This window comes from Iodobacter sp. BJB302 (assembly GCF_002735645.1).
Taxonomy (GTDB): Bacteria; Pseudomonadota; Gammaproteobacteria; order Burkholderiales; family Chitinibacteraceae; genus Iodobacter.
In genome coordinates this window covers 116,141-140,541 of sequence record NZ_PDZG01000001.1, presented here as the reverse complement: position 1 = coordinate 140,541, position 24,401 = coordinate 116,141, and the positions used below count along the sequence as shown (strand labels likewise).

Genomic DNA, 24,401 nt, shown 5'->3' with positions numbered 1-24,401 from the left:
ATTAATCACGAATTCCTCAATTGGAAAAGGCCCCGTCCGTGGTAGAATCCTGCGCATTCCCTATTCCCAACCGACTTACGGAAGCGCCAACTCTATGTTCTCCAAGTCCGCCACTATCGCCCAATACGATCCTGATTTAGCCGCTGCCATTGCAGGTGAAGTTGTTCGCCAGCATGAGCATATCGAGCTGATCGCGTCAGAAAACTACACCAGCCCAGCGGTGATGGAAGCTCAGGGCTCGCAACTGACCAATAAATACGCCGAAGGTTATCCTGGCAAGCGTTTTTATGGTGGTTGTGAATTTGTTGATACCGTTGAACAGTTGGCGATTGATCGCGTGAAAGCACTGTTTGGCGCAGAGTACGCCAATGTGCAACCGCATTCCGGCTCGCAAGCCAACCAGGCCGTGTATTTCTCTATCCTGAAGCCGGGTGATACCGTTATGGGTATGAATCTGGGTCACGGTGGTCACCTGACACACGGCTCGCCAGCTAATCTTTCCGGTAAGCTTTTCAATATCGTGGCTTACGGCCTGAATGAAAACGAAGAAATTGATTACGACGATATGGAACGCGTAGCGCTTGAAACCAAGCCTAAGCTTCTGATCGGTGGTGCTTCAGCCTACGCGCTGCGCTTTGACTGGGCACGTATGCGTGAAATCGCCGACAAGGTTGGTGCTTACTTTATGGTGGATATGGCGCATTACGCCGGCCTGATCGCCGCGGGTGTGTATCCAAACCCAGTGCCACACGCTCACTTTGTAACATCCACAACGCATAAAACACTGCGCGGCCCGCGTGGTGGTCTGATTCTGGCTAAGGCCGAATTCGAAAAATCGATCAATTCGAATGTGTTCCCAACGCTGCAAGGCGGCCCTTTAATGCACGTAATTGCAGCTAAGGCTGTGGCATTTAAAGAAGTGGCAACACCAGAATTCAAAACATACCAGGAGCAAGTGCTGAAAAACGCACAAGCCATGGCTGCTGCCCTGATCGAGCGTGGTCTGCGTGTGATTTCTGGCCGTACCGAATCGCATGTGTTCTTGGTTGATCTGCGCTCTAAAGGCTTAACCGGTAAGGCTGCTGATGCGCTGCTTGGCCTTGCGCACATCACTGTAAACAAAAACGCCATCCCAAATGACCCGGAAAGCCCGTTTGTAACTTCCGGTATCCGTATCGGCTCCCCAGCGATCACGACTCGTGGTTTCAAAGAAGCAGAAGCGGTGCAGGTGGCTAATCTGATTGCAGATGTGCTGGATAATCCGCATGACGAAGCAAATATCGCTGCCGTTGCAGTAAAAGTAAAAGAACTGACAGCACGCTTCCCGGTTTACGGCGCTTAATAGGCCGGTGAAATAAAAGTTCTGCAGATACAGAGCACTCAGAGTAAATGAAGCACACAGAGAAATACCTTTTTATGTTTTTCTCCGTGTGCTTTGTGCTCTCCCCGCTCTTGGTGTCTGCAGATCTTTTTAAGGTTAACGCTTTTTAGAATTTTTCCTGTTCTTTGCGGGGTTGTGATGAAGTGCCCCTTCTGTGGTTCTCCTGATACGCTGGTTGCTGACTCGCGTGTATCTGATGATGGCGATCTGGTTCGCCGTCGCCGTCGTTGTCCTGTTTGTGATAAACGCTTTACCACCTTTGAAACGGCCGAAGTTCGCTTGCCGCAGGTGGTGAAACAAAATGGTCAGCGTGCTGGCTTTGATCGTGAAAAAATCCGTACCAGCTTTGAGCGCGCCCTGCATAAACGCCCGGTGCCCACGCCCCTGGTGGACGACGCTATTCTTCGAATTATTCAAAAAGCCTTGTCGCTGGGCGACAGAGAAATCATGAGCCGCCAGATCGGCGAAATGGTGATGTCTGAACTCGCCAAGCTCGATAAAGTAGCCTATATCCGCTTTGCCTCCGTATACCGCTCCTTCCAAGACGTTGACGATTTTCGCGATGTGATCCGGGAAGTGAGTAAGGAATAAAACACCTCTGTATGTTTAACCTTCAAAGTTTATTTTCGCTTGCAAAATCTTGAACCACAGAGAACACCGAGAGCACAGAGTTTCACAGAGAAAGTCCAAGTTTGGTTTTCTCTGTGAAACTCTGTGTCCTCCTTTTCCTCTGTGGTTCAAGATGTGGGTTTTGTTATGCCTGTGCTCGTGCTTAGGAAGCTAATGAACGCGATTGATCATCAATACATGCCGCTGGCTTTGCAGCAAGCCGCTTTGGGGCAAAATAGCGCTTCGCCTAACCCTTCTGTGGGCTGCGTTTTGGTGAAAGAGGGCGTGGTGGTTGGCGCGGGTTTTAGTCAGCCATCCGGTGGCGGTGTGGTAAAAGGCGCGCCCGGTGCACATGCCGAGGTGATGGCTCTGAGTGTGGCGGGTGCACATGCCGAGGTGATGGCTCTGAGTGTGGCGGGTGATCTGGCCCGCGGCGCTACCGCTTACGTAACACTGGAGCCTTGCAGTCACCATGGCCGTACACCGCCTTGCGCCGATGCCCTGCTGAAAGCAGGCGTAGTGCGCGTTGTCGCGGCACTGACCGATCCTAATCCGCTGGTGGCGGGGCAAGGTTTGGCGCGCCTGGCTGCTGCGGGTGTTACGGTGAAATCGGGTGTTTTACACGCTGATGCGCTGGAGCATCACAAAGGTTTTATCAGCCGCATGGTGCGATCCCGTCCCTGGCTGACGGTCAAAATGGGTGCCAGCCTGGATGGCCGTACGGCGCTGGCTAACGGGCAATCACAGTGGATTACCGGCCCTGCGGCAAGGTCTGATGTGCAAAAACTACGCGCCCGATCCTGCGCCATGCTCACTGGCGTGGGCACCGTGTTAGCGGATGATCCGCAGCTGACGGTGCGAGAATTCGCTGTCGGGCGGCAGCCACTGCGTGTGGTGGTAGACAGCCAGCTGAGAACCCCTCCCGATGCAAAGTTATTTAATCAGCCGGGGGTGTTGATTGTTGGCGCTCAGGATAACGCAGCAAAGCGTCAGGCTTTAGAGGTCGCAGGGGCAGAAGTGTTGATTCTGGCCGATGCACATGGGCGGGTAGACTTAGCCGCCTTACTGAATGAATTAGGCCGCAGGGGCTGCAATCAAGTCACGGCTGAGGCGGGCGGGACGCTGGTTGGTGCGCTGTTTCAAGCGGGTTTGGTGGATGAAATGCTGCTTTATCAGGCACCGGTACTGATTGGCGATACGGCTAAAGGCATGGCCACGCTTGATTTAACTGACCTAAACCACAAGCTACAAGCTAAGGTAGTAGAGCGCCGCCTTGTTGGAGACGATTTGCGTGTTACACTGCGCTTTACTGATGCTGGAGAATTCTATGTCGGATGAACTGTCGGGCGAACAAAAATCGCTTCCAATTTGCCCTGATTGCAAGCGGCCCCTGGATGTGGTCGCGGCCTGTGGCTCAATTAGTTATTTTTGTGATCATTGCAATTTACTTAAGTCTTCGAAGCGGGTGCGCGAAGCAAATCCAGAACTCTTTAAGGAAGCTGAATAAATGTTTACGGGGATTGTGCAAGGCGTTGCAAAGATTGAAGCGATTGATGACAGGGAAGGCATGCGTACATTTCGCATTGCCTTTCCCGCCAGTTTTTGTAAGGATATTCAGCTGGGCGCTAGCGTGGCGATTGATGGTGTTTGCCTGACGGTCACCGAGATTTTTGCTGATGATAAGGCGAGCTTTGATGTCATGCTGCAAAGCCTGCGCATTACCTCGCTGGGGCAATTGCAGCTTGGGAGCCATGTCAATGCCGAGCGAGCGGCCAAAGACGGCGCTGAAATCGGCGGCCATCCGCTGTCAGGTCATGTGGATTTTACCGCTACGCTCCTGGATATTCGTAAGGATAAGGAAAACTGCTGCTTTAGAATTGGCGTGCCTAAAGAGGGGATGAAGTATATTTTTGCCAAAGGCTATATCGCCTTAGATGGTGCCAGCCTAACCGTATCCGAAACCAATAAAGCTGAATGCTGGTTTGAAGTCTGGCTCATTCCGGAAACCCGCCGTATGACCATTTTTGAAGGGAAGCGTGTAGGCAGCGTATTCAATGTAGAAATCGAGCGCGCCACACAGGTTGTTGTCGATACCGTACGCGATGCCTTAGAAGAAAAACTTGGTGCGCTTATGCCCGCACTGGAAGCCCTGCTGGCCCAGCAGGGCGTGGATGTTTACGCGCTGGCCGAACCTGTGGCTTTAAAAAAGCCTTAAGCGGGCAGCAGATATTTTTCAAATTAAACAGAGTGGGCAGGAAGGAATGCCCACTCGTTTGCGATCTATGTGCGCGGGCACGATATAGCGCTGCCCACGCCTTGCATATTACTGAGCCACTTTGGCATAGCTGCCTTTTAAGGCCACGCCAATCACAAATCCACCTGCATGGCATTCGATGGTGGTGTCACTTTTTGTTTCATTCTTTTTGTAATAGCTCACCAAATCGACTACGGCATTTGCGCCATTCTTTTTAGCGGAGTTTTGAAAGGCAATTAAGGCAGATAGTGCCGCCCATTTACAGCCAAATTCATCGCTTTTGCCCACGCCATTGGTTTTTTGATTTGAAACATCTTCAGATAATTTCTCGCTAATGGCCGGTGTTTTCTGCCCTGCTAAATAAAACTTAACCGAACCATCCAATTTACCCTGCGCTTCCGGCATGGCCAGTACATCGGCCAAAGGGATTTGCAATACGGTATCGCGGGCAAAAGCAGAAGTGGATAAGAAACTGGCGATGAATAATGCAGCTAATTTTTTCATTTTTATTCCTTGGTGTGTTTTCTTGATTGTAATAACTAGGTATATGAACAAAATCCAAATTTTGAACCACAGAGAGCACGGAGAACACGGAGTTACAGAGGGAAAACCAAGAAAATGCCCTTTATGAGTCTTAGGCATTTTTCAGAAGGTATCTGCTCTTTCTTAACGCTTTTCTCTGTGCCCTCCGTGTACTCATTGATCTCTGTGTCTACAGAACTTTTAGACTTAAGCCCAGCGCTTAAAAATTAAAGAGGTATTAATCCCGCCAAAAGCAAAGTTATTGCTCATGACGATATCGCATTCAATGGCCCGACCTGTGCCGGTAATGTAATCCAGGGGGGCGCAGCGCTCGTCTGGCTCGGTCAGGTTGATGGTAGGGGCAAACCAGCCGCTGTTCATCATTTCGATGCTGATCCACGCTTCTAATGCGCCGCAAGCGCCAAGGGTGTGGCCCATGTAGCTTTTGAGCGAGCTGATGGGGGTCTGTGCACCAAATACCGCCAGCGTGGCGTGGGATTCAGCGATATCGCCGTGATCGGTTGCGGTGCCGTGGGCATTGATATAGCCAATATCACCGGGCTGCAGCGCTGCATCTTCAAGGCTCAGGCGGATGGCCTGGGCCATGGTGGCGGAGTTGGGATGCGTCACATGCGTGCCATCGCTGTTGCTGCCAAAGCCAACGATTTCTGCGTAGATATGTGCGCCGCGCGCCAGTGCGTGTTCCAGCTCTTCCAGCACCAGCGTGCCCGCACCTTCGCCAATCACAAGGCCGTCGCGTTTGGTGTCAAAGGGGCGGGGGGTGGCTTCGGGGGTGGCGTTTTGTACGCTGGTGGCAAATAGGGTGTCGAAAACAGCCGCTTCGGTGGCGTCCAGCTCTTCAGCTCCTCCGGCCAGCATGGCCATTTGTTTGCCAAATTTGATGGCCTCATAGGCATAGCCTATGCCTTGGCTGCCGGAGGTGCAGGCACTGGAGGTGGTGATAATGCGGCCGGTAATGCCAAAAAATACACCGATATTCACGGCCGCAGTGTGCGACATCATTTTGATATAGGTGGTGGCGTTAATCCCTTCGGTGGATTTTTCCGCCATCATGCGGCCAAAGTCACCAATGGCTTTGGGCGTACCCGCCGATGAGCCATAAGAGATGCCCATCTGGCCGCTTTTTACCAAGGGGTCATTTAATAGCCCCGCGTCGATCAGCGCCAATTCGCTGGCGCGGGTGGCCATCAGTGCCACGCGGCCCATGCTGCGGGTGCTTTTGCGGTTGTAATGTGCGGGCAGCTCAAAGGCGGCGGCGGGTGCGCCAAGCTGGGTATTCAGCCCTTCAAAAACCTGCCACTCAGGCATGACCTGAATGGCATTTTTACCTGCTTTAAGTGCTGCTTCTACGGTCTTCCAGTCGTGGCCAAGCGGGCTGATGGCACCGATGCCGGTAATGACAACGCGTTTCATCCTACCAAGCCTCCATTCACTGAAATCACCTGGCGTGTGATATAGGCGGCATCTTCTGACATTAAAAAGCTGACGGCTGCGGCGACTTCTTCAGGTTTTCCCATGCGTTTGGCCGGGATAATTTTCAGGGCTTCTTCCAAAACGCGCTCATCCACCATTTCGGTGTCAATCAGGCCGGGCGCCACGCAGTTTACGGTGATGGCACGGCTGGCTAATTCCACGGCCAGCGCCTTGCTTGCGCCAATAATGCCTGCTTTGGCCGCGCTGTAATTCACTTGTCCCCGGTTGCCGATCAGGCCGGAAACGGAAGATAAAGTGACAATGCGGCCGGGTTTTCGCTGCCTGACCATGGGCATGGTGAGCGGGTGCAGCACATTGTAAAAGCTGTCCAGATTGGTATGAATGACCGCATCCCAGTCTTCCGGGGGCATGGCGGGGAAGGCGTTGTCCAGCGCAATGCCCGCATTGCAAACCACACCGTAATAGCAGCCGTGCGCTTCGATATCGGCGAGTAAAACTTCTGCGGCCTGGGCGCGATTGGATACATCAAATTGCAAAATACGGCTGGTTTGGCCCAGCGCCGTGATTTCGGTGGCGATGGCTTCGGCGGCATCGATGCGGCTTTTGCAATGCAGCACGATATCAAAGCCATCTTTGGCCAGCCGAAGGGCAATGGCGCGCCCAATACCCCGGCTGGAGCCTGTGACCAGAATTGTTTTGTTACTCATTGCTTGCTTCTCTTTGTTTATTTTTAATTATTGATACACATACAAAAACGTGCGGGCCCGGGGAAACCCAAATCTTAAAACACGGATGGCACAGAGAATACGGAGTTTCATGGAGAAATCCACTTTCGCCGTGCTCCTGCCCTCATTTTTCTCCGTGGCTCAAAATTTAGGTTTTTGTGCTTTGCCGGGCTTTTGTTCAGCTTTAACTTTGTGCTTGCTCCGCTAAAAACGCAGCGGCATCCAGTGGCTCAAATACGGTGAGTGCGGCCTGGGCAACTTCCTGCTGCTCAATCATAATCTGGCAATCGAACTGCCCCAGGCCATTATCGGCCTGAAAGGCTCTGCTGATCCTGATGCTGAGCACCTGGCCCAGGGTAAATTCACTCACACTGCAGCTATAGCGGCGGCTGCCCAGTAAAAAGCCGATTTTAGGTACTTGCCCTGCTAATCTTGCTTGCCAGCCAGCCCATGCGGCAACGGTTTGCGCCATATATTCAACACCAACCCATGCGCCTATGCCTGTGCCGGTAAAAAACAGATTGTCTGCGGTGATGGTCACTTCGCATTCAAAATGCGTGTCGTCCCCGGCGATGGCGCGATCGAGCAAAAGCATCCTGCCCGAGTGCGGAACGATCTCGCTGATTGGGTATTCAATCGGCTGCATGGTTTTTTCCAAAAATAAGGACAGCATTACTGCCGCCAAATGCAAAGGAATTACTGAGTGCATATTGCAGTGGCGTGTCTGTGCATTGCCCGGGCGTTACCAGCGCCAGAGGGGTAATGGCCGGGTCGCTTGCGCCATCCCACCAGTGAGGGGGCAGTTGTCCTGAGGGGTTGCCGCTGAGGGTAAGCCAGCAGATGGCCGCTTCAATGGCTCCGGCCGCACCCAGTGTGTGGCCGGTTAAAGGCTTGGTTGAGCTGCATGGCGTTTGGCTGCCAAACAGCTGACCAACGGCGAGGCTTTCCATTGCATCATTTTGCGATGTGGCTGTGCCGTGCAGATTGATATAGCCAATGTCTGCCGGTTGCAGAGCGGCCCGCTGCAGTGCTTCCTGCATGGCGGCACTGGCCCCTTTGCCATCCGGTGCGGGTGCTGAAATATGATGCGCGTCCGAGCTTTCTCCCCAGCCCAATAATGCGACGGGGCCGGGTTCTTTACTCATTAAGAATAAGGCCGCGCCTTCGCCAATATTAATGCCGCTGCGATGAATGCTCATGGGCTGGCAGCGCTCAGCACTGACCGATTCCAGCGCCGAAAAACCAGCAACGGTGAAATCGCACAGCGAATCGACGCCGCCGCAAATTACCGCATCGCACATTCCTGCATTGAGCAGCCTTGCTGCACTCGCCATTGCTTTGGCGCTGGAAGAACATGCGGTGGAAATCACTATCACCGGGCCGGCAAGGCCCAGGAGGGTGCTGAGTGCGGCTGTGGGAGAGCCCAGCTCTTGCTGTGCAATATGAAACTGATCCGGCATTTGGCCTGTGGCCTGATGTTCGGCAATGGCCGCCTGCGCCTCGCCAATGCCGGAGGTGCTGGTGCCTAAAACCAAACCAATCCGCTCTGCACCAAAGCGGGCAATGGCCGCGTCCACAGCAGGACGGATTTGTTCCAGAGCGGTAAGCAGCAGTGCGTTATTGCGGCTGTGCAGCCTAGCTGGCAATGTGTCTTGCGAGGCAAGTACGCTGTTCACCACGCCCAGATGCAGGGTTTTACCCAGACATGCCGCAGGCGCAACACCGCCTGGCACATCTGCGAACAACCCACGGCGCACGTCATCAACGCCATTACCTAGCGCGCAAACAATACCCAGTTGATTTAGATAAATACTCATCGTGTTTGGCTATGAAGTAACAAAATACTTATTCCTGTCAGAAACCTCAGGTCTGCAGACGCAGAGAATACATAGTTTAAAAACAGCACACGAAGAAAGCCTAGTTCTAAGGCTTTCTCTGTGTGCTTTGTGTTCTTACCGTCCTCTTTGTCTGCAGATCTTCGGGGTCATGGTGTTTCTTTTGAATCAATCACCAGCCGGTAGTGCTCAAGGGCGTTTTCTAATTCAGTCTGCCCTGCCCAGCGAGGCTCGGCGTGGTAGCGGATGGTAATGATGGTTTGCAGCCCTTGCGTTAGTGTTCTGACGCCGCCTTCTTCATTGAGTGCCCAGCCCGCAGGTAAAGCTGTCTGAATGGTGGCGAGCGGCCAGTACACCAGTTGCACATCACGCAGCACGCGCTGCTCATCTACCTCTTTGGGCAGCAGGGCGTGGCGGCTGCTTGTTAGCGATTGCCCGTCCCAGCTTACCGTTAAAATACGCTGTCCCAGTGCAAAGCCTGCCAGCTGAACCTGATCCGGGCTGATTTCCAGTAAGGCATCCAGGTTTTTGGCTGGCGTGTTTGTTTCACCCCGGCTGGCTGGCAGGGGCGTCACCGTCAGCCTCTGGCTCAGGCTAAGCGGCATCGCTCCGGAAAAAGCGCCGGGGGCAAGGCGCAGCAGAGGCAGGCTGGTTGCCGGCACCTGGTTTGTACAGGCGCTCAGCAGGGCAAGGATTAAAACCATTAAGCCACGCACAATTGCTCCAGCGTTTTTAAGCGCTTAGGCTGCGCCACATAGGGATTGTTTAAATCCCATGCATAGCCCGCCAGAATAGCTGAAATCATCCGGCGCACGTCCGCAGATTGCTCCTGGTGGAAAATCACATCCTGAAACCCACCTTCATACCAGCTGCTCACAAAAGCCCTGAATGCATCGACGCCTGCTTTGAGCGGATCTGCATAATCGCTTTGCCAGTTGACTGTTTCGCCTGCAAATTCGCGCTCAATCGCGGCGGCAGCAAGGGCTGCAGATTTCACCGCGATGGTTACGCCGCTGGAGAAAACCGGGTCCAGAAATTCACCCGCATTACCCAGCAAGGCAAAACCTTTGCCGTGCAAACTGCTTACATTGGCAGAATAACCAATCAGCTGGCGGGCCGGTGTATCCCACACGGCGTTTTTAAGCACGGCCGACAGGGTAGGCACTTCGGCAATAATGGCTTGTAAACGCTCGGTTTCGCTACCCTGATATTGTTCTAAAAATTCCGGCTTGGCGACCACACCTTGTGAGCAGCGGCCATTGGAAAAAGGAATCGTCCAGAACCATACATCGTGATGATCCGGGTGTACGCTGACCAGAATCTTATTGCGATCAAAGCCTTCTTTTGAAATGCGATCTTCAATATGGGTAAAGTAAGCGCCGCGCACTGGGAAATCAGATTGCGTTTCCAGCTTGAGCAGACGGGGCAGAATCCGGCCAAAGCCGCTGGCATCCAGTAAAAAGCGGGCGCTGACTTGGTAGGTTTCTGTGGCCGATTGCACGGTGATTAAAGGCTGATCGCCATCCACGTCGATGGCCGTGACTTGCTCCTGGTAGCGTATCACCGCGCCTGCTTTCTCGGCCCCCTTGGCCAGCACATGGTCAAAGTTGCTGCGCTGCACCTGGTATGTGGTGCCCCAGCCGCTTGAAAATTTATCTCTGAAATCAAAAGCGGTGGTTTGCTCGCCACGCACAAATGCCGCGCCGTTTTTATACTGAAAGCCAGCCTCAATCACATCTTGCAAAAAGCCAGCCGCTTCAATGTATTCCATGCTTTGTGGCAGGAGGCTTTCACCAATCGAAAATCGAGGGAAGACTTCTTTCTCAATAATAAGCACCTGACGGCCTTGCTTACGCAATAAACCTGCCGCCACAGAGCCGGAAGGGCCCGCGCCGATAATCAGTATTTCTGTGTGTTCAATGCGCATTTCATTTCTCTTCTGTATTTTCGGTTTTGTTGTTCTGCTAAGCGGGCCAGGGTCGCGCCGGCCAAATCAATGAATAAACTGCCCCGCTCTTAAAATGCCAATCAGGCCAACAATAATCCAAAAACCATTCAATAGTGTGTAAGCGGAATCGCGTTTTAACGCCGAGCACCAGGCCAGCATAATGGCGTCGATGGTATTCAGGCTCCAGACAAACATAAACGGGCTGGCGGGGCCCAGCCAGCTGACAAGGCTGAAGCTGAAGATACGCATCAGCACCCCGATCATTTCTATGGTACGCAGGTGTTTGAAAATAAATTGATTACTGATTGAAATCATTGCTCTGACTTAGTTAGTGGCATAAATGCCGGGGTTAAAAACCAGGATAATCCGATGCCCAGCAGCATGGTCAGACCAAAAGCGTGCAGGGCGGGGGTTGCAGACAGGGCCAGTAGGCCAAAGGCCAGCAGGGTGGAAGCAGCTGCCAGTGTCACCGATAAAAACGGCCTTGTTGCATGGCGCTCGGGGTTTTCCAGCAGGAAAATCCCATAATCCACGCCCATACCCAGAATCAGCAGCAGCGCCAGAATATTGAATAATTGCAGGGGCTGGCCCAGCAGCGCCAGAATGGCTAAGGCCAGACCACTGGCGAGCAGGGTGGGCAGCAGCGCCCGCCATGCCTGCCTGCCAAAGCGGTAGCTGAGCGCGGCAAAAACCAGCAGATAGCTGAGTGCGATCACCCATGCCATCAGCACACGGTAGCGGCCCATGACGGTAGAGACTTCGGCGACTTTATCTACCCAGCGCACGCCTGCCACGCTGGGGGCAATGGCCGCCAGCTCTGCAAGCTGCGCTGGTTTGCTGACGCCACGCAGCAAGATCACGCTGGCGTAGCCGTTTTCAAATTTCCCCAGCCACTGATGGCGCAGCGGTTCTGAAACGGGAGCCGCCAGCCAGTCCGTCAGTTGCAGCGGTGAATGATTTTTGAACGCTGGCATCAGCGTTTCGCCCAGTGCTAGGCTGGCCCTGGCCAGCACGCCTTGCCCGCCAAACACCACGCGTTCGATCAGTGCCTGGTTTGCTGCTTGCTGAGCCAAAGAAGGAACCCAATCGCTGATGGCCTGATAGCCGCTGATACTGCCTTGGGCAATCAGGGGCTCAAGCCTGGTTTTGAGCGCTTCTTCCTGCTGCAGAACCGCTTCGATGTTTGCGCCGCGAATTAAATAAAATTGCGCCGGGCTGGGTAAATCAAGCAGCTTGCTGACTTTAATTTGCTGGGCAATCAGTGCGGGAGGCGAGCTTTGCAAGAGCCGCACATCGTCATTGCTTTTGATGGATAAGCCGCCTGCCAGCAATACAGTGGCCACAACGATGGCAAACAGCAGCGTTAAACGATTGCGCCCCAGACTGGGCCAGAGCGCGCGGCGTGAGCCTATCCAGAGCGACAAACGGGTGTGCTTCATCTCCCCTTTATCAAACAGCGGAAACCACCACAGCACGGTTACAAAAGCGGCCAGTAAGCCAGTAGCAGAGAAAACGGCGATTTGCCGCAGACCAGGAGATGGGGTGAGCGCCAGCAGTAAATAACCGATGGCGGTAGTGAGCATCGCCAGCCACATTACCGGCGCCTGCGTTTTAAGCATGGCCCAGCGCTCTGCAGCAGGGCGGCCCTGGCGGCTGCTGAAATAATTACTGCCGTAGTTTTCCGCCACGCCGACTAAGCTGGCCCCAAATACCAGCGTGATTAAATGCAGACGGCCAAAGATTAAGGTGCATACCGAAATCGCGGCGAGCAGGCCAATGGCAATCGAGAGGGTGACCAAAATGCGCGGCCTGATGGCGCTGAAGGCAAACACAGTGAGCAGCACAATGCCGATCATCGAGCCTATCCCGATGGTGTGGACTTCACGCTCGGCCTGGCTGGCTGCCGCTGCTGCGTGTAAGGGCACGCCAACACTGAATACTTCTGCTTTGGGCTGGGTTTTGATCGCAGCCGCTTTGGCTGCATCCAGCACCGGAATCAGCGCTTGCTGCGCCTTAATTGAAAATGCTGAATCTTGTTGCTCCAGCGTCAGCAAAATATAGTGTGCCTCGCCAGATGCGGATGAAGCGCTCAGCGATAGGCGCCCGTCACGGATGCGGACTTTGCTTTCTGCAGCCCTCTCCCCCAGCCATGCACCAAGCAAATTCAGTGGGTCATCCTGCCACTGGCCAAGGCGGGGCATGCCGATGCCGGGCTGATACAACGCGGCAACGGCGCGCTGTGCCAGCTCATCACTGCTGCTGTTTTTCAGTTGCTGGCGCTGCGCTGCGCTTAGTAGCTGATTCCTGTAAGGGATAAAAAAGCCCAGCCAGGCGCTTTCATCGCCCATTTTGTAGCGCAAATTGAGGGGTAGCCTGCTGTTTTCCAAGCTGGCAGCGTAAGCATCAGCAGCCGTGCGCGCACTTTCCCAATCCTGCCCGCCAATAAGCACCACCACCCGTTTAGCCGCCGCATCGCTGAGTTGCCGCGTGGCGTTTTGCACCGTCGGGTCGCGCTCATCCTGCGGCAGCATGGCGAGAATATCTGTATCCAGCTGTAAATGGCCGGACCACAGATAAATATTGTGGCCGGTAAAGGCGAGCACGATCAGTAGCCAGATTTTAGCCAGCAGCCGGATGGATGCCTGATTATTCAAAACGAGCACGCTCCTCGCCGCTGAGTCTGGCAGGCTCGGTGTTTTGTGCGCTCAGCTGTATCGCGGTTTGGTCACCATTGGCTTCATCCAGCAAAATACGGCGCACAAATTGGTCCCCTGAGAGCTCAATCTTGCGCATGATTTTACCCAAAGCCGCTTGCCTGGGGGTAAGCGTAAGCTGCCATGCTTTGCCGTTGACGCCGCCTTCAATCTTAAACAGCTCGCCCAGACTGCTGACATCGCCATTCATTAAAGAAAACAGCAGGCCATTAATCATCCGCACCGACGGCTCTTTACTGGCACTGAGGCGAAAAGCCACGGCGCCATCTTGCGTCGCGACAATTTCATCACGGCTTAGCCTGAGTACACTTGCAAAAGGCGTTTTGGTGCGCCAAAGCACGCCCAAATCCCGCGCAACTAAAAAATCACCACGCGATACTAACGGCTTTTTAAAGCCGCTCACCTGTTTGTTCTGCTCAAAATCACCGCGCAAAACCCCCGGCTGAGCCAGGCGCTCTTTTACGCTGGCGGCTAAATCTGCGGCATGGCTGCTGAGGGTGAAGAGGCTGAGCAAAACGACGGCAAGTGATTGCCTGAAATTGATTTTCACTGCGGCTCCTCCACGCCCAGCCGCTCCCAAAGAATAGCCGGGCAAACATATTGCATTTCACCCGTATTCATATCGACAGCCACCTGAATGGTATAAGCCTGATTAATTTTCTGGCCGCTGACCGCATCTTTAATCAGGTAATTAATTTTTAAGCGGCTTTCCCACTCCACAATTTCGGCGCGCACGATCAGCTTTTGCTCAAAACGGGACGGTTTAATGTATTTCAGCCGCATATCCACAATCGGCCACGCATAGCCCGATTCTTTCATTTGCAGATAGTCGTAATTAAACTGGCTGAGCAGGGCGCAGCGGGCAATTTCCAGGTATTTGGGATAATTGCCGTGCCAGACGATATCCATCGGGTCCAGATCATGAAAAGCCGGGCTGAGTTCAATCTCGATACTGAGGCGGGGATGGGCCGGATGATTCTGATTAATCGGCATAGAGCATCCAGGTTTCTGCACGAATATCCAAAATTAAAGCTTGCAGCTCTTTATCTAAAGCGCGGTCTTCTACCAGCAGCGGAATCCGGTCTTCCAGATCTGCCTGCATGGCGGCCAGCGCATCAGGTAGCTGCAGTTTTGGATCGATACGGCGGCGCAGCGCAATACCCTGACGCGCAGCAATCAGCATGGCGGCGACCACTTGCTCGGTCAGCTCCAGCACGCGTAAGGCATCGCGTGCTGCAATCGTACCCATGCTGACTTTATCCTGATTGTGGCATTCGGTAGAGCGGCTGAAGACCGAGGCTGGCATGGTTTGCTTCAGCGCCTCGGCAGTCCAGGCGGACACGCTGATTTGCAGTGCTTTTAAGCCATGGTTAATCGCCGCGCGCGGGCCGGTGCAGCCGGACAAATTAGACGGCAGGCCGTGGTTAAAACGGGTATCAACGAGCAGCGCCAGCTGGCGGTCGAGTAAATCAGCCAGATTAGCCACGGTGTTTTTCAGGCTGTCCATGGCAAAAGCGATATGGCCGCCATAGAAGTGGCCGCCGTGTAAAACGCGCTCGTTTTCGGCATCGATAATCGGGTTGTCGTTGGCGCTGTTCAGCTCGTTTTCGATCAGGGTTCTGAAAAACGGCAGTGCGTCTTCCAGTACGCCAATCACATGCGGGGCGCAGCGCAGGGAGTAGCGATCCTGCAGCCGCTCGTCATTACGGCTGGGCCGCGGGCTTGCCAGATCATTGCGGATGCGGGCCGCCACGGCTTGCTGACCAGCGTGGGGTTTAACGGCAAACAGCGTTTCATCAAAATGGTTGCTATTGCCTGCGCTGGCCACCACATTCATGGCGGTGAGTCTTGCCGCGAGCTTGCAAAGGTAATCAGCACGCTGCCATGCAAGGCAGGCCAGTGCGGTCATCACGGCCGTGCCATTCATCATGGCAAGGCCTTCTTTCGGGCGCAGGCGTAGCGGCTGGATTTTTAATTCAGCAAATACATCGCTGGCATTGCGGCGTTCATTGCGATACATCACTTCCCGCTCGCCACACAGCACGGCGGCCACATAAGACAGCGGCGTTAAATCACCACTGGCCCCGACTGAGCCTTCGGCCGGAATCAGCGGCAGGATATCGTGTTTAAGTAAGGTTTCCAGCTGATCAAGCAGGGCAATGCTGACGCCCGACATGCCTTGCGATAAAGACGCCAGCCGCGAGGCCAGTACGGCACGGGTTTCTTCCTGCGTTAAAAAGCGCCCGGCACCGCAGCCGTGATAGGTGTAAAGATGATGCGGCAGCTCGCGGATCAGCTCAGGCGGAATAACGACGGTGCAAGAATCGCCGTAGCCGGTGGTGACGCCATAAATGACACCGTCTTCACTCAGGAGGCGGTCTAAAAAATCAGCGCCTTTTTGAATACGCAGGCGAAATTCCGGCGCAGCGGAAAGCAAGGCGGATGATTTTTGCCGGGAGATCGCAACAATGTCTTCGATGGATAATCGTGTGCCATCAAAAGTGACGGCAGGTTTAGTGTTTGTCATGTGTCTGATCCCAAAAGGCAAAAAAGTTAAACCAGTCGTAGGGCGAGCGTTTGAGCAGCGCGGTGATGGCTTGTGCGTATTGCGCTGCATAGCCCGACATTGCTTCATTGCGCTGGCCTCGCGGCAAAATCACCCGGCTGGCCAGTGTTTCAAAATGAATGCGATAGCCACGCCCTGCGTGGATGCAGCCCAGTAAATAGAGCGGGCATTTTAAGAGGCTGGCTAAGACGTAAGGGCCCGCGGGAAAGGGCGCGCTATGGCCTAAAAAGCTCGCTTGTACGGTCTGGCTGGCAAAGACGGGAATCCGGTCTCCGGCAATCACGATATATTCACCGGCGGCTATCTTTTCGGCCAGCAGGACGGCGGTTGCAGGGCCGACTTCCGAGACTTCGATCAGTTGTAAGTCGTTATCAGGATTCAGCCGCTTTAAAAGCTGGTTAAATTGCCTCGCGTGGCGGGTGTGCACCAGAATATTGAGGCGAATCTTGCCGGTGTCCTCGGCCATGGCGCGGCAAAGCTCAAGGCACCCCAGGTGGGCAGTGATAATCACGCCACCCAAACTCTGCTCTGCGGTGGAGTAAAACGCTTCACGCCCTTCGGTTATGACATTGCTGAACTGATATCGGCCAGAAACGGCCAGCAGCTTATCCAGCATGGTTTCGGCAAAAAGCGCGAGGTGTTTCAGGCTGTCACGCCAGGACGCAGCATGGCCCAGCGCGCCTGTGGCCGCCTCCAGGCGTTGCAAATATTGCATCGATGCATGACGCAAGGTCGGGCGGCTTAACCATTGAACGGTAATGACCGGATAAAGACACAGCCGGAATGGCCAGCGGCCCAGAAGTTTATGCACCCAAAAAAGCAGCCAGATGCCTGCGATAAAGGTGTTCTCACTGATATCTGCCCAGTGCAGCTGGGGTTGTTCCTTGTTTTGTGGGGATGAGCTCACGAGGACAGCTTTCTCCAGATGAGCCGCGGCGAGCGCAGCAACATGCCTGCAAACAGCCGTGCATGCATCCGTGAGATCAGTACATTATCTAGCAGGGCTTTAAAGTGAGATACGCCGTCGCTGGGGTAGCTTACTTTTGTAGGCTGGTTGATGACCGGCATGCCGCGCCAGTACAAACGTACCGCAATATCAATATCAAAATCCATGCGTTTGCCAATATTGCGGCTGTTAAACAGCGCAATAGTGGGCGCAAGCGGGTAGATGCGAAAGCCGCACATTGAATCTTTAATTGCCAGCGACAGGGTGTTAATCCACACCCAGATATGGGTTGCATAACGGCCATACAGGCGCACTTTGGGCACGCTTTCATCGTAAACCGGGCAACCGCAAATCAGGGCCTGGGTGTTTTGCTTTGCCAGCGCAATAAAAGTGGGAATATCGGCGGTATTGTGCTGGCCATCGGCATCAATTTGTAATGCATGGCTGTAGCCCAGATCAAGCGCGCAGCGCAGGCCCGCAATCATCGCGCCGCCCTTGCCCTGGTTTTGCAGCAGGCGCACGAGGGTTACGTTTTGCTCCAGCTCTTTATCCAGCTGATCTAATACGGCCGCGCAAGGGGCATGGCTGCCATCGTCGACCAAAATGCAGTGCAAATCATGGCCGCGTACGGCATGTACAACCGCACTGATGGCTTCGCCATGGTTATAAACAGGAATCACGACGCATATTTTCATGCTGTGCTTCCCTGACTGATACCGCTGCAGGCGAATATCATGTGTTGGTATGCAGGAATCACCATGTGGATATTCATGCAGTATTTCCTAAAACAATCCGGCCGCTGGCGTGTGTGCCTGCTGCAGATACAAATTTAAATGTCAGCAAGGTTTCAGTGTCTTTGCTGAGTGTTTTCAGCTCCAGCTGAATCTGGCTGCCCGGAAGGATCACTTGTTGAAACTTCAGTACTTCCATGCGCAAAAACACGGCGGGCAGCTCAAACAGCTCACGCGCAAGGCAAAGCGCCCACTCTGTCTGAGCCACGCCCGGCAGAATGGGGGCCGTATTAAAGTGGCCATCAAAAAAGGGCGAGCTGGCGTTTACATCAATATTCAGCAATGCGGCGTCTTTGCTGCGCTCAATCAGGCGTGCTTCGGGGCGGCGCGGATCGAACAGTGCGAGCAGTGCCGCGTGGGTGGTTTTGCTCTGGGTATTGCTGGGCAAAGCCCAGATATAGCGAAAGCGGCGCGGCAGGGCACTGGCCTCGCTTGATTCTGCCAGGGCGTTGCGTAAGGCCTGATTCAGTGCCTTCTTGCCTTGCTCATCCACTAAGCGCCAGCCTGCTTCATTGGGGCAGGCGATTAAACCCAGAGAAAGCCGTGAGCCGGGCAGGGCAATCAGGCGCACTTCGTCCAGCAGCTGTGTGGCCAGCAGCGCCTGCTCCATTGCGCTGAGTGAAACGCGTTTTTCTTCGATCTTGATAATGCGGTCGCTGCGCCCAAGCAGCTCAAAGCCATTCGGGGTGAGCGATACGCGATCATTGCCGGCTTGCCAGTCGTTATTGCTCAGATGGGGTGAGCGCAAAAAGAGCGTTTCGTTTTCTACGCGGATCGCAATGCCGGGCAGTGTTCTCCATGCGGTCTGATGATCCTGCTGGCGTTGCCGCCAGGCAATGCCGCCGGTTTCTGAGCTGCCATAGATTTCAAACGGGGCGCTGCCAAGTAAATTGCGGCAGGCAGGCAGGGCTTCCGCAGGCAAAGGGCCGCCAGAAGAAAACACCGCGCGTAAGGATTCTGTCTGCCAGTTAAGCTGCTCAGGCAGGCGTTTTAAATGGGCGGGGCTGGCTACCAGAATCGTTGCGGCAGGCGAGGCATCGCTCAGCGCGGCGGCAATGTCTTCAGGAAAAACCAGCCTTTCCGTATCAAAGACACGCCCTGCCGAGAGCGGCCATAAAATGCGGAACAATAGCCCGTAAATATGCTGATGCGAGACGGTGGCCAGTACGGTGGCCCCGGCGCTTTGTTTACTAAAGCAGGTTTCAAGCGCCGCGACTTCGCTGACCAGCTGTGAGAGTTTTTTAGGAATGGCACAGGGCTCGCCGCTGCTGCCCGATGTATAGACCACCAGCATCACAGCATTTAAATTCAGCACTTGCCAGCTTGTTGCAGCGTATTCTGTCGCAGAGATGGGCGAGAGTGCAGCCGGAAAATCACCTGCAAAACCATCCGTTGTTTCTTGCAGTTTTTGCAAAGTGGCAGGCAGGGTGTCACTGGGCAGGCAGACACATTTACCCGCGTGCCATGCGCCTAAAAGCGCGGCGGCAAAAGTGGCGCTGTCATTAAAGTACAGTGCAAAGCGGCTGCCGCTGTGCAGGCGGAATGCATGCTGCCAGCGGGCAACATCCCTGCTGAAGCTGCCGTAATCAATCATTTGCGCGGCATTTTTTGCCAGGGGGAAAGTGGATTCCCGGCCTGTAAACAGCAGGCGGTCAAGTGAGATAAAGTTAGCCATAAGCAGCCCTGACTCGCCGCCTGATGATCCATTCCCCCAGAAAGAGTACGCCCATCAGAAGATAGGCAATCAATCCGTTGTATAAGGCCCAGGCAGCGTCCGACCAAAACGCGGTGATCAAGGCCGCGCAGCCGTTAAAAATAAAAAAACCACACCAAACTTGCGTGACCCGGCGCGTATACCGTACACCGCTCTCTGGCAGATCGGGTTCGCTCAGCCTCGCTAGGCGCTCTATGGCGCTGGGTGGATACGCCAGCGACAGTGCAAAGGCGGCACAGAGCACCCCATTAACCAGAACGGGGTAAAGCTTGAGAGGCAAAAGCTGGTTACTTGCAAAACTTACCATGGCCAGCAAGGCAGCGCCCGCAGCGGCAATCAGCCAGATTTTCTCTTTTGTGAGCAAGGCACGTACCAAGGCCATGGCCACCAGCAATAGTGCCAGCCATTTTGGCTCGAAATGGCCCAAACCAAGATAAATCAGCACAGGGTAAGCGAGGGTGATGATGCCTAAAACGAGGGTACGCATTTTAAGCTGCAGATTTTTCTTGCATCAGCTCATAGAGTGCATCAACAACATCTTGCAAGGTACGCACGGCTTTAAATGCATCGGGGTGCAGGCGTTTGCCTGCAATAGGTTTAAGTTTAACGATGAGATCAACCGCATCAATGCTGTCGATATCCAGATCTTCGTAAAGGCGTGCTTCAGGAGTGATTTTGCTGGCTTCGGTATCAAAAGTTTCTTGCAAAATGGCGCTGAGGCGTTCAAACATTTCTTGCTTGGTCATGGGTATTCCTTGCTACACACGGGTGTACTTGTCAGTTAATACGTGCTGAGGCAATAAAGGTTGCTAATGCTTGCACGCTGGCAAAATGCGCGCGGGTTTCGCCTGAATCTGCAGACAGACTGACTCCATAGGATTTCTGCAGCACTAAGCCCAACTCTAAGGCATCAATGGAATCCAGACCCAAGCCATCCACAAACAGCGGGGCGCTGGAGTCGATCTCTTCCGGGCTCAGGTCTTCAAGGTTGAGGGCCGAGATAATCAGTTGTTTGATTTCTTGTTCAAGCGCCAGCATGGGCAGTGTTCTCCGGTAAAAAATAGTCGTGCAAATATTGAGTGAGCTGACGGGCGGCAAGGGCTGTTTCGCCGCCTGCCTGCTCTAAAAAAGGGGCAACAGCAATATCGTCCCCAATGTCCAGGGTGAAAATCATGCGGCTGGCAGGCACTTTCCACCAGGGTAAACCCTTGGTGAGGCTGAGTGGCTGGCAGCGTATGGTTACAGGGGTGATGTCGCACTGGCCACGCAGGGCAATATTGGCTGCACCGCGCTGTAGCTTCATTGATCCGTCTGTCGCCGTGCGCGTGCCTTCAGGGAAAATAATTAAATCATTGCCTGCGTGTACCGAAGCAATACAGTCGTCGATGAGCTGCGAGCCGGAATTATTGCAAACATAGGCAGTCCCTTTTATGGGGCCGCGGGTAAAAGGGTTTTGGGTTAATCCTGCCTTGACGACGCAATCCGCGTTTTTAACTAAGGAAATTAAAAATACCACGTCGATCAGCGTGGGATGATTGGCAAGAATTAATCGCCCTGGGCGGTGCAGTTTTTCAAGACCCCTGATGCTATAGCGCAAAATGCCCAGCACGCGCATTAATTCAATAAAAAACTTAAAAGCGTAGTGAACCGTTAAGCGTGCCAGGCGGGTTTTATGTGCGCTGTGGCGTACGCATAAATGCAAGAGCGGAAAAAAAACCAGGCCCAGCGCCAGACCACCCAGGCCAAAGGCAGAAAAAGCGAGTGCAGTCGCGATAATCCGCCAGCTTCTTTCCAGTGTCTTAAGCATTTCTCTGCCAGACCCAGGTTCGCGGGCCCACGGTATGCAGATATTCGGGCTGATTGGAAAGTAAAAAACGCAGCACAGCAATGCTGCCCGGCAGATCGTCTTTTTCTTGGCTCTGCCCGCAGGCTTTGCTGCAAAGGCTGATGCCTTGCTCTGCTTTGACCAGCAGGCAGGCAAAGGCGTGTGGAAACTCAGGCGTATCGGCAAAAATATGATGAGGCTGCGGCAGGGGTTCGTCGTAATAAACCAGCAGCACACTGGCTGCGCCATCAGCCAGCAGTGCCAACGCTTCTGTGAATGCGGCTTCTGTGGTTTCCTGGCCTGCGGCGATGGCGGTATAGCTGCCGGTATCTTTGCGGGCAATAGAAAATAAGGCTGAAATAGCGTTATGCACCGACATGCTGAATGCAGTCGGGGAAACGGCGTTGCTAAGCGCTAATTGACTGAGTTGCTCTACCGATTGCGCCATATCGCCATAACGGGAAGCAAAAATGACCGGGCATTGCGCGTCTTTTTCACTGCTCCGATAAGCCACCTGTAAGGCCATTTTACCTAGGTGGCCTACGCGGCGGCGCAGCATGACCGGCATTTCACTTAATGCGGGGGTTTCATCGCCAGTAGGGGTATGGGGCGCGGCCAGATAAGCCAGCCATGACGATTGGTCATGCAAGCCAGGAGCCCAGGCGGCCCAATTTGAGATTTGAAATTGAATCATTGATTGTCTGGCTGCTTACTTATCCGGATCGTTGAACGAATGACGCACATTATTCCTTTATCCGCGCCCGTTCGCTTTGCCAGCAAATGCTTTGAAGTTCGCGAGAATAGCAGAGGCGTCAGCTGAAAGAAAGCACTTTGCCCTGGTGTCATATCTGTTTTTAATAATTCTGATCTATTTCTTATGATAAGCCGATGGGAAAAGTGGCTTGCTTATGGTCTATCGTCCGCTGATCTGGGACAATAGCCGCTTATTGCCTGCTGCAATCAGGATTTGATGTTTGAAAAAATGATGTTGTGGCGGGTAAGGCCGAATTTATTTGCTTTAAGTGATCTTAAAAAATAAAGGTACTGCTATGAGTGTCAATATCTCCCCAGTCCAGGAAATTATCGAAGAATTACGCGCCGGGCGCATGGTGGTGCTGGTTGACGAAGAAGATAGGGAAAACGAGGGGGATCTGGTGCTGGCGGCAGATTTTGTAACGCCAGAAGCGATTAACTTTATGGCCAAACATGGCCGTGGCCTGATTTGCCTGACGATTAATGCCGAGCGCTGTGCTCATTTGGGCCTGGCGCCCATGGTGCGTGCAAATGGATCGAGTTTTGGGACTAACTTTACTGCATCGATTGAAGCGGCGGAGGGCGTCACTACCGGTATTTCTGCACATGATCGCGCTTTAACCATTAAAAAAGCCATTGCCTTTGATGCAAAGGCCAGCGATATCGTGCAACCTGGCCATGTGTTCCCGATTATGGCGCAGCCAGGCGGGGTATTGGTCAGGGCAGGGCATACTGAAGCTGGCTGTGATCTGGCCGCATTAGCCGGCGTAACGCCTGCCAGCGTGATCTGCGAGATCATGAATGACGACGGTACTATGGCCCGTTTACCTGAACTTTTAGTATTTGCTGAACAGCATCAGCTAAAAATTGGTACTATCGCCGACCTGATTCATTATCGCAGCCGTACCGAAACGCTGGTGGAGTGCGCCGGACGCCGCATGATTACAACGTTTGCAGGTGAGTTTGAGCTGGCGGTTTACCGCGATAAGCTCACTTCAGCCAGCCATCTGGCGCTGATTAAAGGCCAGCCAAGTGCAGAGACTGAAACATTGGTGCGGGTGCACGAGCCTTTGTCGGTGATCGACTGGATGGATTTAGGTCAGACCGGGCATTCATGGGATGTGAAGTCTTCCTTAGAAGCCATTGCTAAAGCCGGCTGTGGCGTGATGGTGCTTTTACATCGCGCTGAAGATGGCAACGATTTATTAGCTCGCGCCTTGCCGGAATTAGGCTTAAATGAAAACAAGAAATGGGATTTGCGCACCTATGGTATTGGTGCACAAATGCTAAAAGACTTAGGTGTGGGTAAAATGCGCCTGTTGTCGCCAGAGCGCCGCATTCCGAGCATGACGGGCTTTGGTTTGGAAATTACTGGCTTTGAACTATCTCAAGGAAAAAAATAATGAGCGTCGCTGCAAATATTCCTTTTATTGCACCTAATCTGGCTGGCAATGGTTTACGTATCGGTATTGTAATGAGCCGTTTTAATACGCCGGTTTGTGAAGGTTTACGCGATGCTTGCGTTGCAGAACTTAAAGCCCTGGGCGTGGCTGAGCAGGATATGCTGATTACCACGGTGCCAGGCGCTTTGGAAATCCCGCTGGTACTGGCTGCGATGGCTGAATCCGATCGTTTTGATGCACTGATCGCTTTGGGCGCAGTCATTCGGGGCGAAACCTATCATTTTGAGCTGGTTGCCAATGAATCAGGCGCCGGTGTAAGCCGTATTGGACTCGATTACGGTATTGTCGTGGCAAACGCCATATTAACCACTGAAAACGACGAACAGGCAGAAGTGCGTGTGCTGGAAAAAGGCACAGATGCTGCGCGTGTCGCCGTAGAAACAGCGAATTTATTAAAGGCATTACAAGCATGACCGAAGAAGTAGCAAAACCAAAATCAGCCCGCCGCCGCTCACGCGAATTTGCCGTGCAGGGTATCTATCAATGGCTGCTGGCTGGCGATAACGTCGGCAATATCGAAGCCTTTTTGCGTGAAAGCAATACCAGCTTTGCCCGTGCGGACGAAAAATTATTTCGCTCCATCCTGTTTGGTGCCATCAAGGATATGAAATCCTTGCAGGACGCGATTGCGCCTCATGTTGATCGTCCTATGGATGAAGTCAGCATGGTAGAAGCCGCTGTATTGTGCGTGGCCGCGTATGAGATTATCTCCATGCCGGAAACACCGTATCCCGTCATTATCAACGAAGCTATCGAGCTGGCCAAAACATTTGGCGGCCTTGATGGACATAAGTTTGTTAATGGTGTGCTGGATAAATTAGCAGCGGTGGTGCGCAGCGAGGAAGTGAGTGCAGGACGCGCTAAACGTCATGGTTAATGAGATTTAGTTTGATAAAAAGA

28 protein-coding genes are annotated in these 24,401 nt (G+C 53.5%); 8 read left to right on the top strand and 20 right to left on the bottom strand.

Annotated elements, in window-relative coordinates:
* Positions 1 to 94: 94 nt before the first annotated feature.
* The 5 genes from glyA (at position 95) to CSQ88_RS00675 (ending at position 4,205) form a co-directional block, all read left to right on the top strand.
* Positions 95 to 1,342, top strand: a complete 1,248-nt coding sequence (gene glyA / locus CSQ88_RS00695; RefSeq protein ID WP_099396192.1) for a serine hydroxymethyltransferase — start codon at positions 95 to 97, stop codon at positions 1,340 to 1,342.
* Positions 1,343 to 1,519: 177 nt separating this feature from the next.
* Positions 1,520 to 1,972, top strand: coding sequence for a transcriptional regulator NrdR (nrdR, locus tag CSQ88_RS00690; RefSeq protein ID WP_099396191.1), 453 nt, complete (start codon positions 1,520 to 1,522; stop codon positions 1,970 to 1,972).
* Between the two features lie 192 nt (positions 1,973 to 2,164).
* Positions 2,165 to 3,328 (top strand): bifunctional diaminohydroxyphosphoribosylaminopyrimidine deaminase/5-amino-6-(5-phosphoribosylamino)uracil reductase RibD, encoded by a 1,164-nt coding sequence (ribD, locus tag CSQ88_RS00685; RefSeq protein ID WP_099396190.1) that lies wholly within the window; start codon positions 2,165 to 2,167, stop codon positions 3,326 to 3,328.
* Entirely contained in the window at positions 3,318 to 3,497 is a 180-nt protein-coding gene (locus CSQ88_RS00680) for a zinc-ribbon domain-containing protein (RefSeq protein ID WP_205836292.1), read from the top strand. The genes ribD and CSQ88_RS00680 overlap by 11 nt, the downstream gene beginning before the upstream one ends.
* Positions 3,498 to 4,205, top strand: coding sequence for a riboflavin synthase subunit alpha (locus tag CSQ88_RS00675; RefSeq protein ID WP_099396188.1), 708 nt, complete (start codon positions 3,498 to 3,500; stop codon positions 4,203 to 4,205).
* 108 nt (positions 4,206 to 4,313) lie between these two features.
* Here CSQ88_RS00675 and CSQ88_RS00670 read toward each other — a convergent pair whose 3' ends face one another.
* The 20 genes from CSQ88_RS00670 to CSQ88_RS00575 all read right to left on the bottom strand — a co-directional run bounded on the left by CSQ88_RS00670 (position 4,314) and on the right by CSQ88_RS00575 (position 21,979).
* Positions 4,314 to 4,748 carry an excinuclease ATPase subunit gene (locus CSQ88_RS00670; protein ID WP_099396187.1) on the bottom strand — a complete coding sequence of 145 codons (435 nt, stop codon included), beginning with the start codon at positions 4,746 to 4,748 and terminating at the stop codon, positions 4,314 to 4,316.
* Between the two features lie 225 nt (positions 4,749 to 4,973).
* Positions 4,974 to 6,200 (bottom strand): beta-ketoacyl-ACP synthase, encoded by a 1,227-nt coding sequence (locus CSQ88_RS00665; protein ID WP_099396186.1) that lies wholly within the window; start codon positions 6,198 to 6,200, stop codon positions 4,974 to 4,976.
* A complete protein-coding gene (gene fabG / locus CSQ88_RS00660) occupies positions 6,197 to 6,928 on the bottom strand; it encodes a 3-oxoacyl-ACP reductase FabG (RefSeq protein ID WP_099396185.1) in 732 nt (243 codons plus the stop codon). The genes CSQ88_RS00665 and fabG overlap by 4 nt, the downstream gene beginning before the upstream one ends.
* A gap of 202 nt (positions 6,929 to 7,130) precedes the next feature.
* Positions 7,131 to 7,592 carry a hotdog family protein gene (locus tag CSQ88_RS00655; RefSeq protein WP_099396231.1) on the bottom strand — a complete coding sequence of 154 codons (462 nt, stop codon included), beginning with the start codon at positions 7,590 to 7,592 and terminating at the stop codon, positions 7,131 to 7,133.
* Entirely contained in the window at positions 7,579 to 8,763 is a 1,185-nt protein-coding gene (locus CSQ88_RS00650) for a beta-ketoacyl-ACP synthase (protein WP_099396184.1), read from the bottom strand. Before CSQ88_RS00650 ends, CSQ88_RS00655 begins: the two co-directional genes overlap by 14 nt.
* Before the next feature lie 167 nt (positions 8,764 to 8,930).
* Entirely contained in the window at positions 8,931 to 9,497 is a 567-nt protein-coding gene (locus CSQ88_RS00645; protein ID WP_099396183.1) for a DUF3261 domain-containing protein, read from the bottom strand.
* A complete protein-coding gene (locus CSQ88_RS00640) occupies positions 9,485 to 10,708 on the bottom strand; it encodes an NAD(P)/FAD-dependent oxidoreductase (protein WP_099396182.1) in 1,224 nt (407 codons plus the stop codon). The genes CSQ88_RS00645 and CSQ88_RS00640 overlap by 13 nt, the downstream gene beginning before the upstream one ends.
* Positions 10,709 to 10,774: 66 nt before the next feature.
* Positions 10,775 to 11,044 carry a hypothetical protein gene (locus CSQ88_RS00635; RefSeq protein WP_205836291.1) on the bottom strand — a complete coding sequence of 90 codons (270 nt, stop codon included), beginning with the start codon at positions 11,042 to 11,044 and terminating at the stop codon, positions 10,775 to 10,777.
* The gene (locus CSQ88_RS00630) at positions 11,041 to 13,392 is read right to left on the bottom strand and encodes an MMPL family transporter (protein WP_143449368.1); all 2,352 of its coding nucleotides are present in this window, start codon (positions 13,390 to 13,392) and stop codon (positions 11,041 to 11,043) included. Before CSQ88_RS00630 ends, CSQ88_RS00635 begins: the two co-directional genes overlap by 4 nt.
* Positions 13,376 to 13,993, bottom strand: a complete 618-nt coding sequence (locus CSQ88_RS00625; RefSeq protein WP_180273477.1) for an outer membrane lipoprotein carrier protein LolA — start codon at positions 13,991 to 13,993, stop codon at positions 13,376 to 13,378. The genes CSQ88_RS00630 and CSQ88_RS00625 overlap by 17 nt, the downstream gene beginning before the upstream one ends.
* Positions 13,990 to 14,436, bottom strand: a complete 447-nt coding sequence (locus CSQ88_RS00620) for a thioesterase family protein (protein ID WP_099396179.1) — start codon at positions 14,434 to 14,436, stop codon at positions 13,990 to 13,992. The genes CSQ88_RS00625 and CSQ88_RS00620 overlap by 4 nt, the downstream gene beginning before the upstream one ends.
* Positions 14,426 to 15,970, bottom strand: coding sequence for a histidine ammonia-lyase (hutH, locus tag CSQ88_RS00615; protein WP_099396178.1), 1,545 nt, complete (start codon positions 15,968 to 15,970; stop codon positions 14,426 to 14,428). The genes CSQ88_RS00620 and hutH overlap by 11 nt, the downstream gene beginning before the upstream one ends.
* Positions 15,957 to 16,916 carry an acyltransferase gene (locus tag CSQ88_RS00610; protein ID WP_218962963.1) on the bottom strand — a complete coding sequence of 320 codons (960 nt, stop codon included), beginning with the start codon at positions 16,914 to 16,916 and terminating at the stop codon, positions 15,957 to 15,959. The genes hutH and CSQ88_RS00610 overlap by 14 nt, the downstream gene beginning before the upstream one ends.
* Positions 16,913 to 17,650 (bottom strand): glycosyltransferase family 2 protein, encoded by a 738-nt coding sequence (locus tag CSQ88_RS00605; protein WP_099396177.1) that lies wholly within the window; start codon positions 17,648 to 17,650, stop codon positions 16,913 to 16,915. The genes CSQ88_RS00610 and CSQ88_RS00605 overlap by 4 nt, the downstream gene beginning before the upstream one ends.
* Before the next feature lie 73 nt (positions 17,651 to 17,723).
* Positions 17,724 to 19,421, bottom strand: a complete 1,698-nt coding sequence (locus CSQ88_RS00600) for an AMP-binding protein (RefSeq protein ID WP_099396176.1) — start codon at positions 19,419 to 19,421, stop codon at positions 17,724 to 17,726.
* A complete protein-coding gene (locus tag CSQ88_RS00595; RefSeq protein WP_099396175.1) occupies positions 19,414 to 19,947 on the bottom strand; it encodes a hypothetical protein in 534 nt (177 codons plus the stop codon). Before CSQ88_RS00595 ends, CSQ88_RS00600 begins: the two co-directional genes overlap by 8 nt.
* A gap of 1 nt (position 19,948) precedes the next feature.
* A complete protein-coding gene (locus CSQ88_RS00590) occupies positions 19,949 to 20,206 on the bottom strand; it encodes an acyl carrier protein (RefSeq protein WP_099396174.1) in 258 nt (85 codons plus the stop codon).
* 31 nt (positions 20,207 to 20,237) lie between these two features.
* Entirely contained in the window at positions 20,238 to 20,498 is a 261-nt protein-coding gene (locus CSQ88_RS00585; RefSeq protein WP_099396173.1) for a phosphopantetheine-binding protein, read from the bottom strand.
* Positions 20,485 to 21,267 carry a 1-acyl-sn-glycerol-3-phosphate acyltransferase gene (locus CSQ88_RS00580; RefSeq protein ID WP_099396172.1) on the bottom strand — a complete coding sequence of 261 codons (783 nt, stop codon included), beginning with the start codon at positions 21,265 to 21,267 and terminating at the stop codon, positions 20,485 to 20,487. Before CSQ88_RS00580 ends, CSQ88_RS00585 begins: the two co-directional genes overlap by 14 nt.
* Entirely contained in the window at positions 21,260 to 21,979 is a 720-nt protein-coding gene (locus CSQ88_RS00575; protein WP_218962962.1) for a beta-ketoacyl synthase chain length factor, read from the bottom strand. Before CSQ88_RS00575 ends, CSQ88_RS00580 begins: the two co-directional genes overlap by 8 nt.
* A 355-nt stretch (positions 21,980 to 22,334) precedes the next feature.
* Between CSQ88_RS00575 and ribBA the strand changes: the two genes are divergently transcribed.
* The 3 genes from ribBA to nusB are packed head-to-tail and all read left to right on the top strand — an operon-like array spanning position 22,335 to position 24,378.
* Entirely contained in the window at positions 22,335 to 23,441 is a 1,107-nt protein-coding gene (gene ribBA, locus CSQ88_RS00570; RefSeq protein WP_099396171.1) for a bifunctional 3,4-dihydroxy-2-butanone-4-phosphate synthase/GTP cyclohydrolase II, read from the top strand.
* On the top strand, positions 23,441 to 23,914 hold the full coding sequence (gene ribH / locus CSQ88_RS00565) for a 6,7-dimethyl-8-ribityllumazine synthase (RefSeq protein ID WP_099396170.1): 474 nt from the start codon (positions 23,441 to 23,443) through the stop codon (positions 23,912 to 23,914). The genes ribBA and ribH overlap by 1 nt, the downstream gene beginning before the upstream one ends.
* Positions 23,911 to 24,378: a transcription antitermination factor NusB gene (gene nusB, locus CSQ88_RS00560; RefSeq protein ID WP_099396169.1), complete on the top strand. Its 468-nt coding sequence runs from the start codon at positions 23,911 to 23,913 to the stop codon at positions 24,376 to 24,378. Before ribH ends, nusB begins: the two co-directional genes overlap by 4 nt.
* Positions 24,379 to 24,401: the final 23 nt, after the last annotated feature.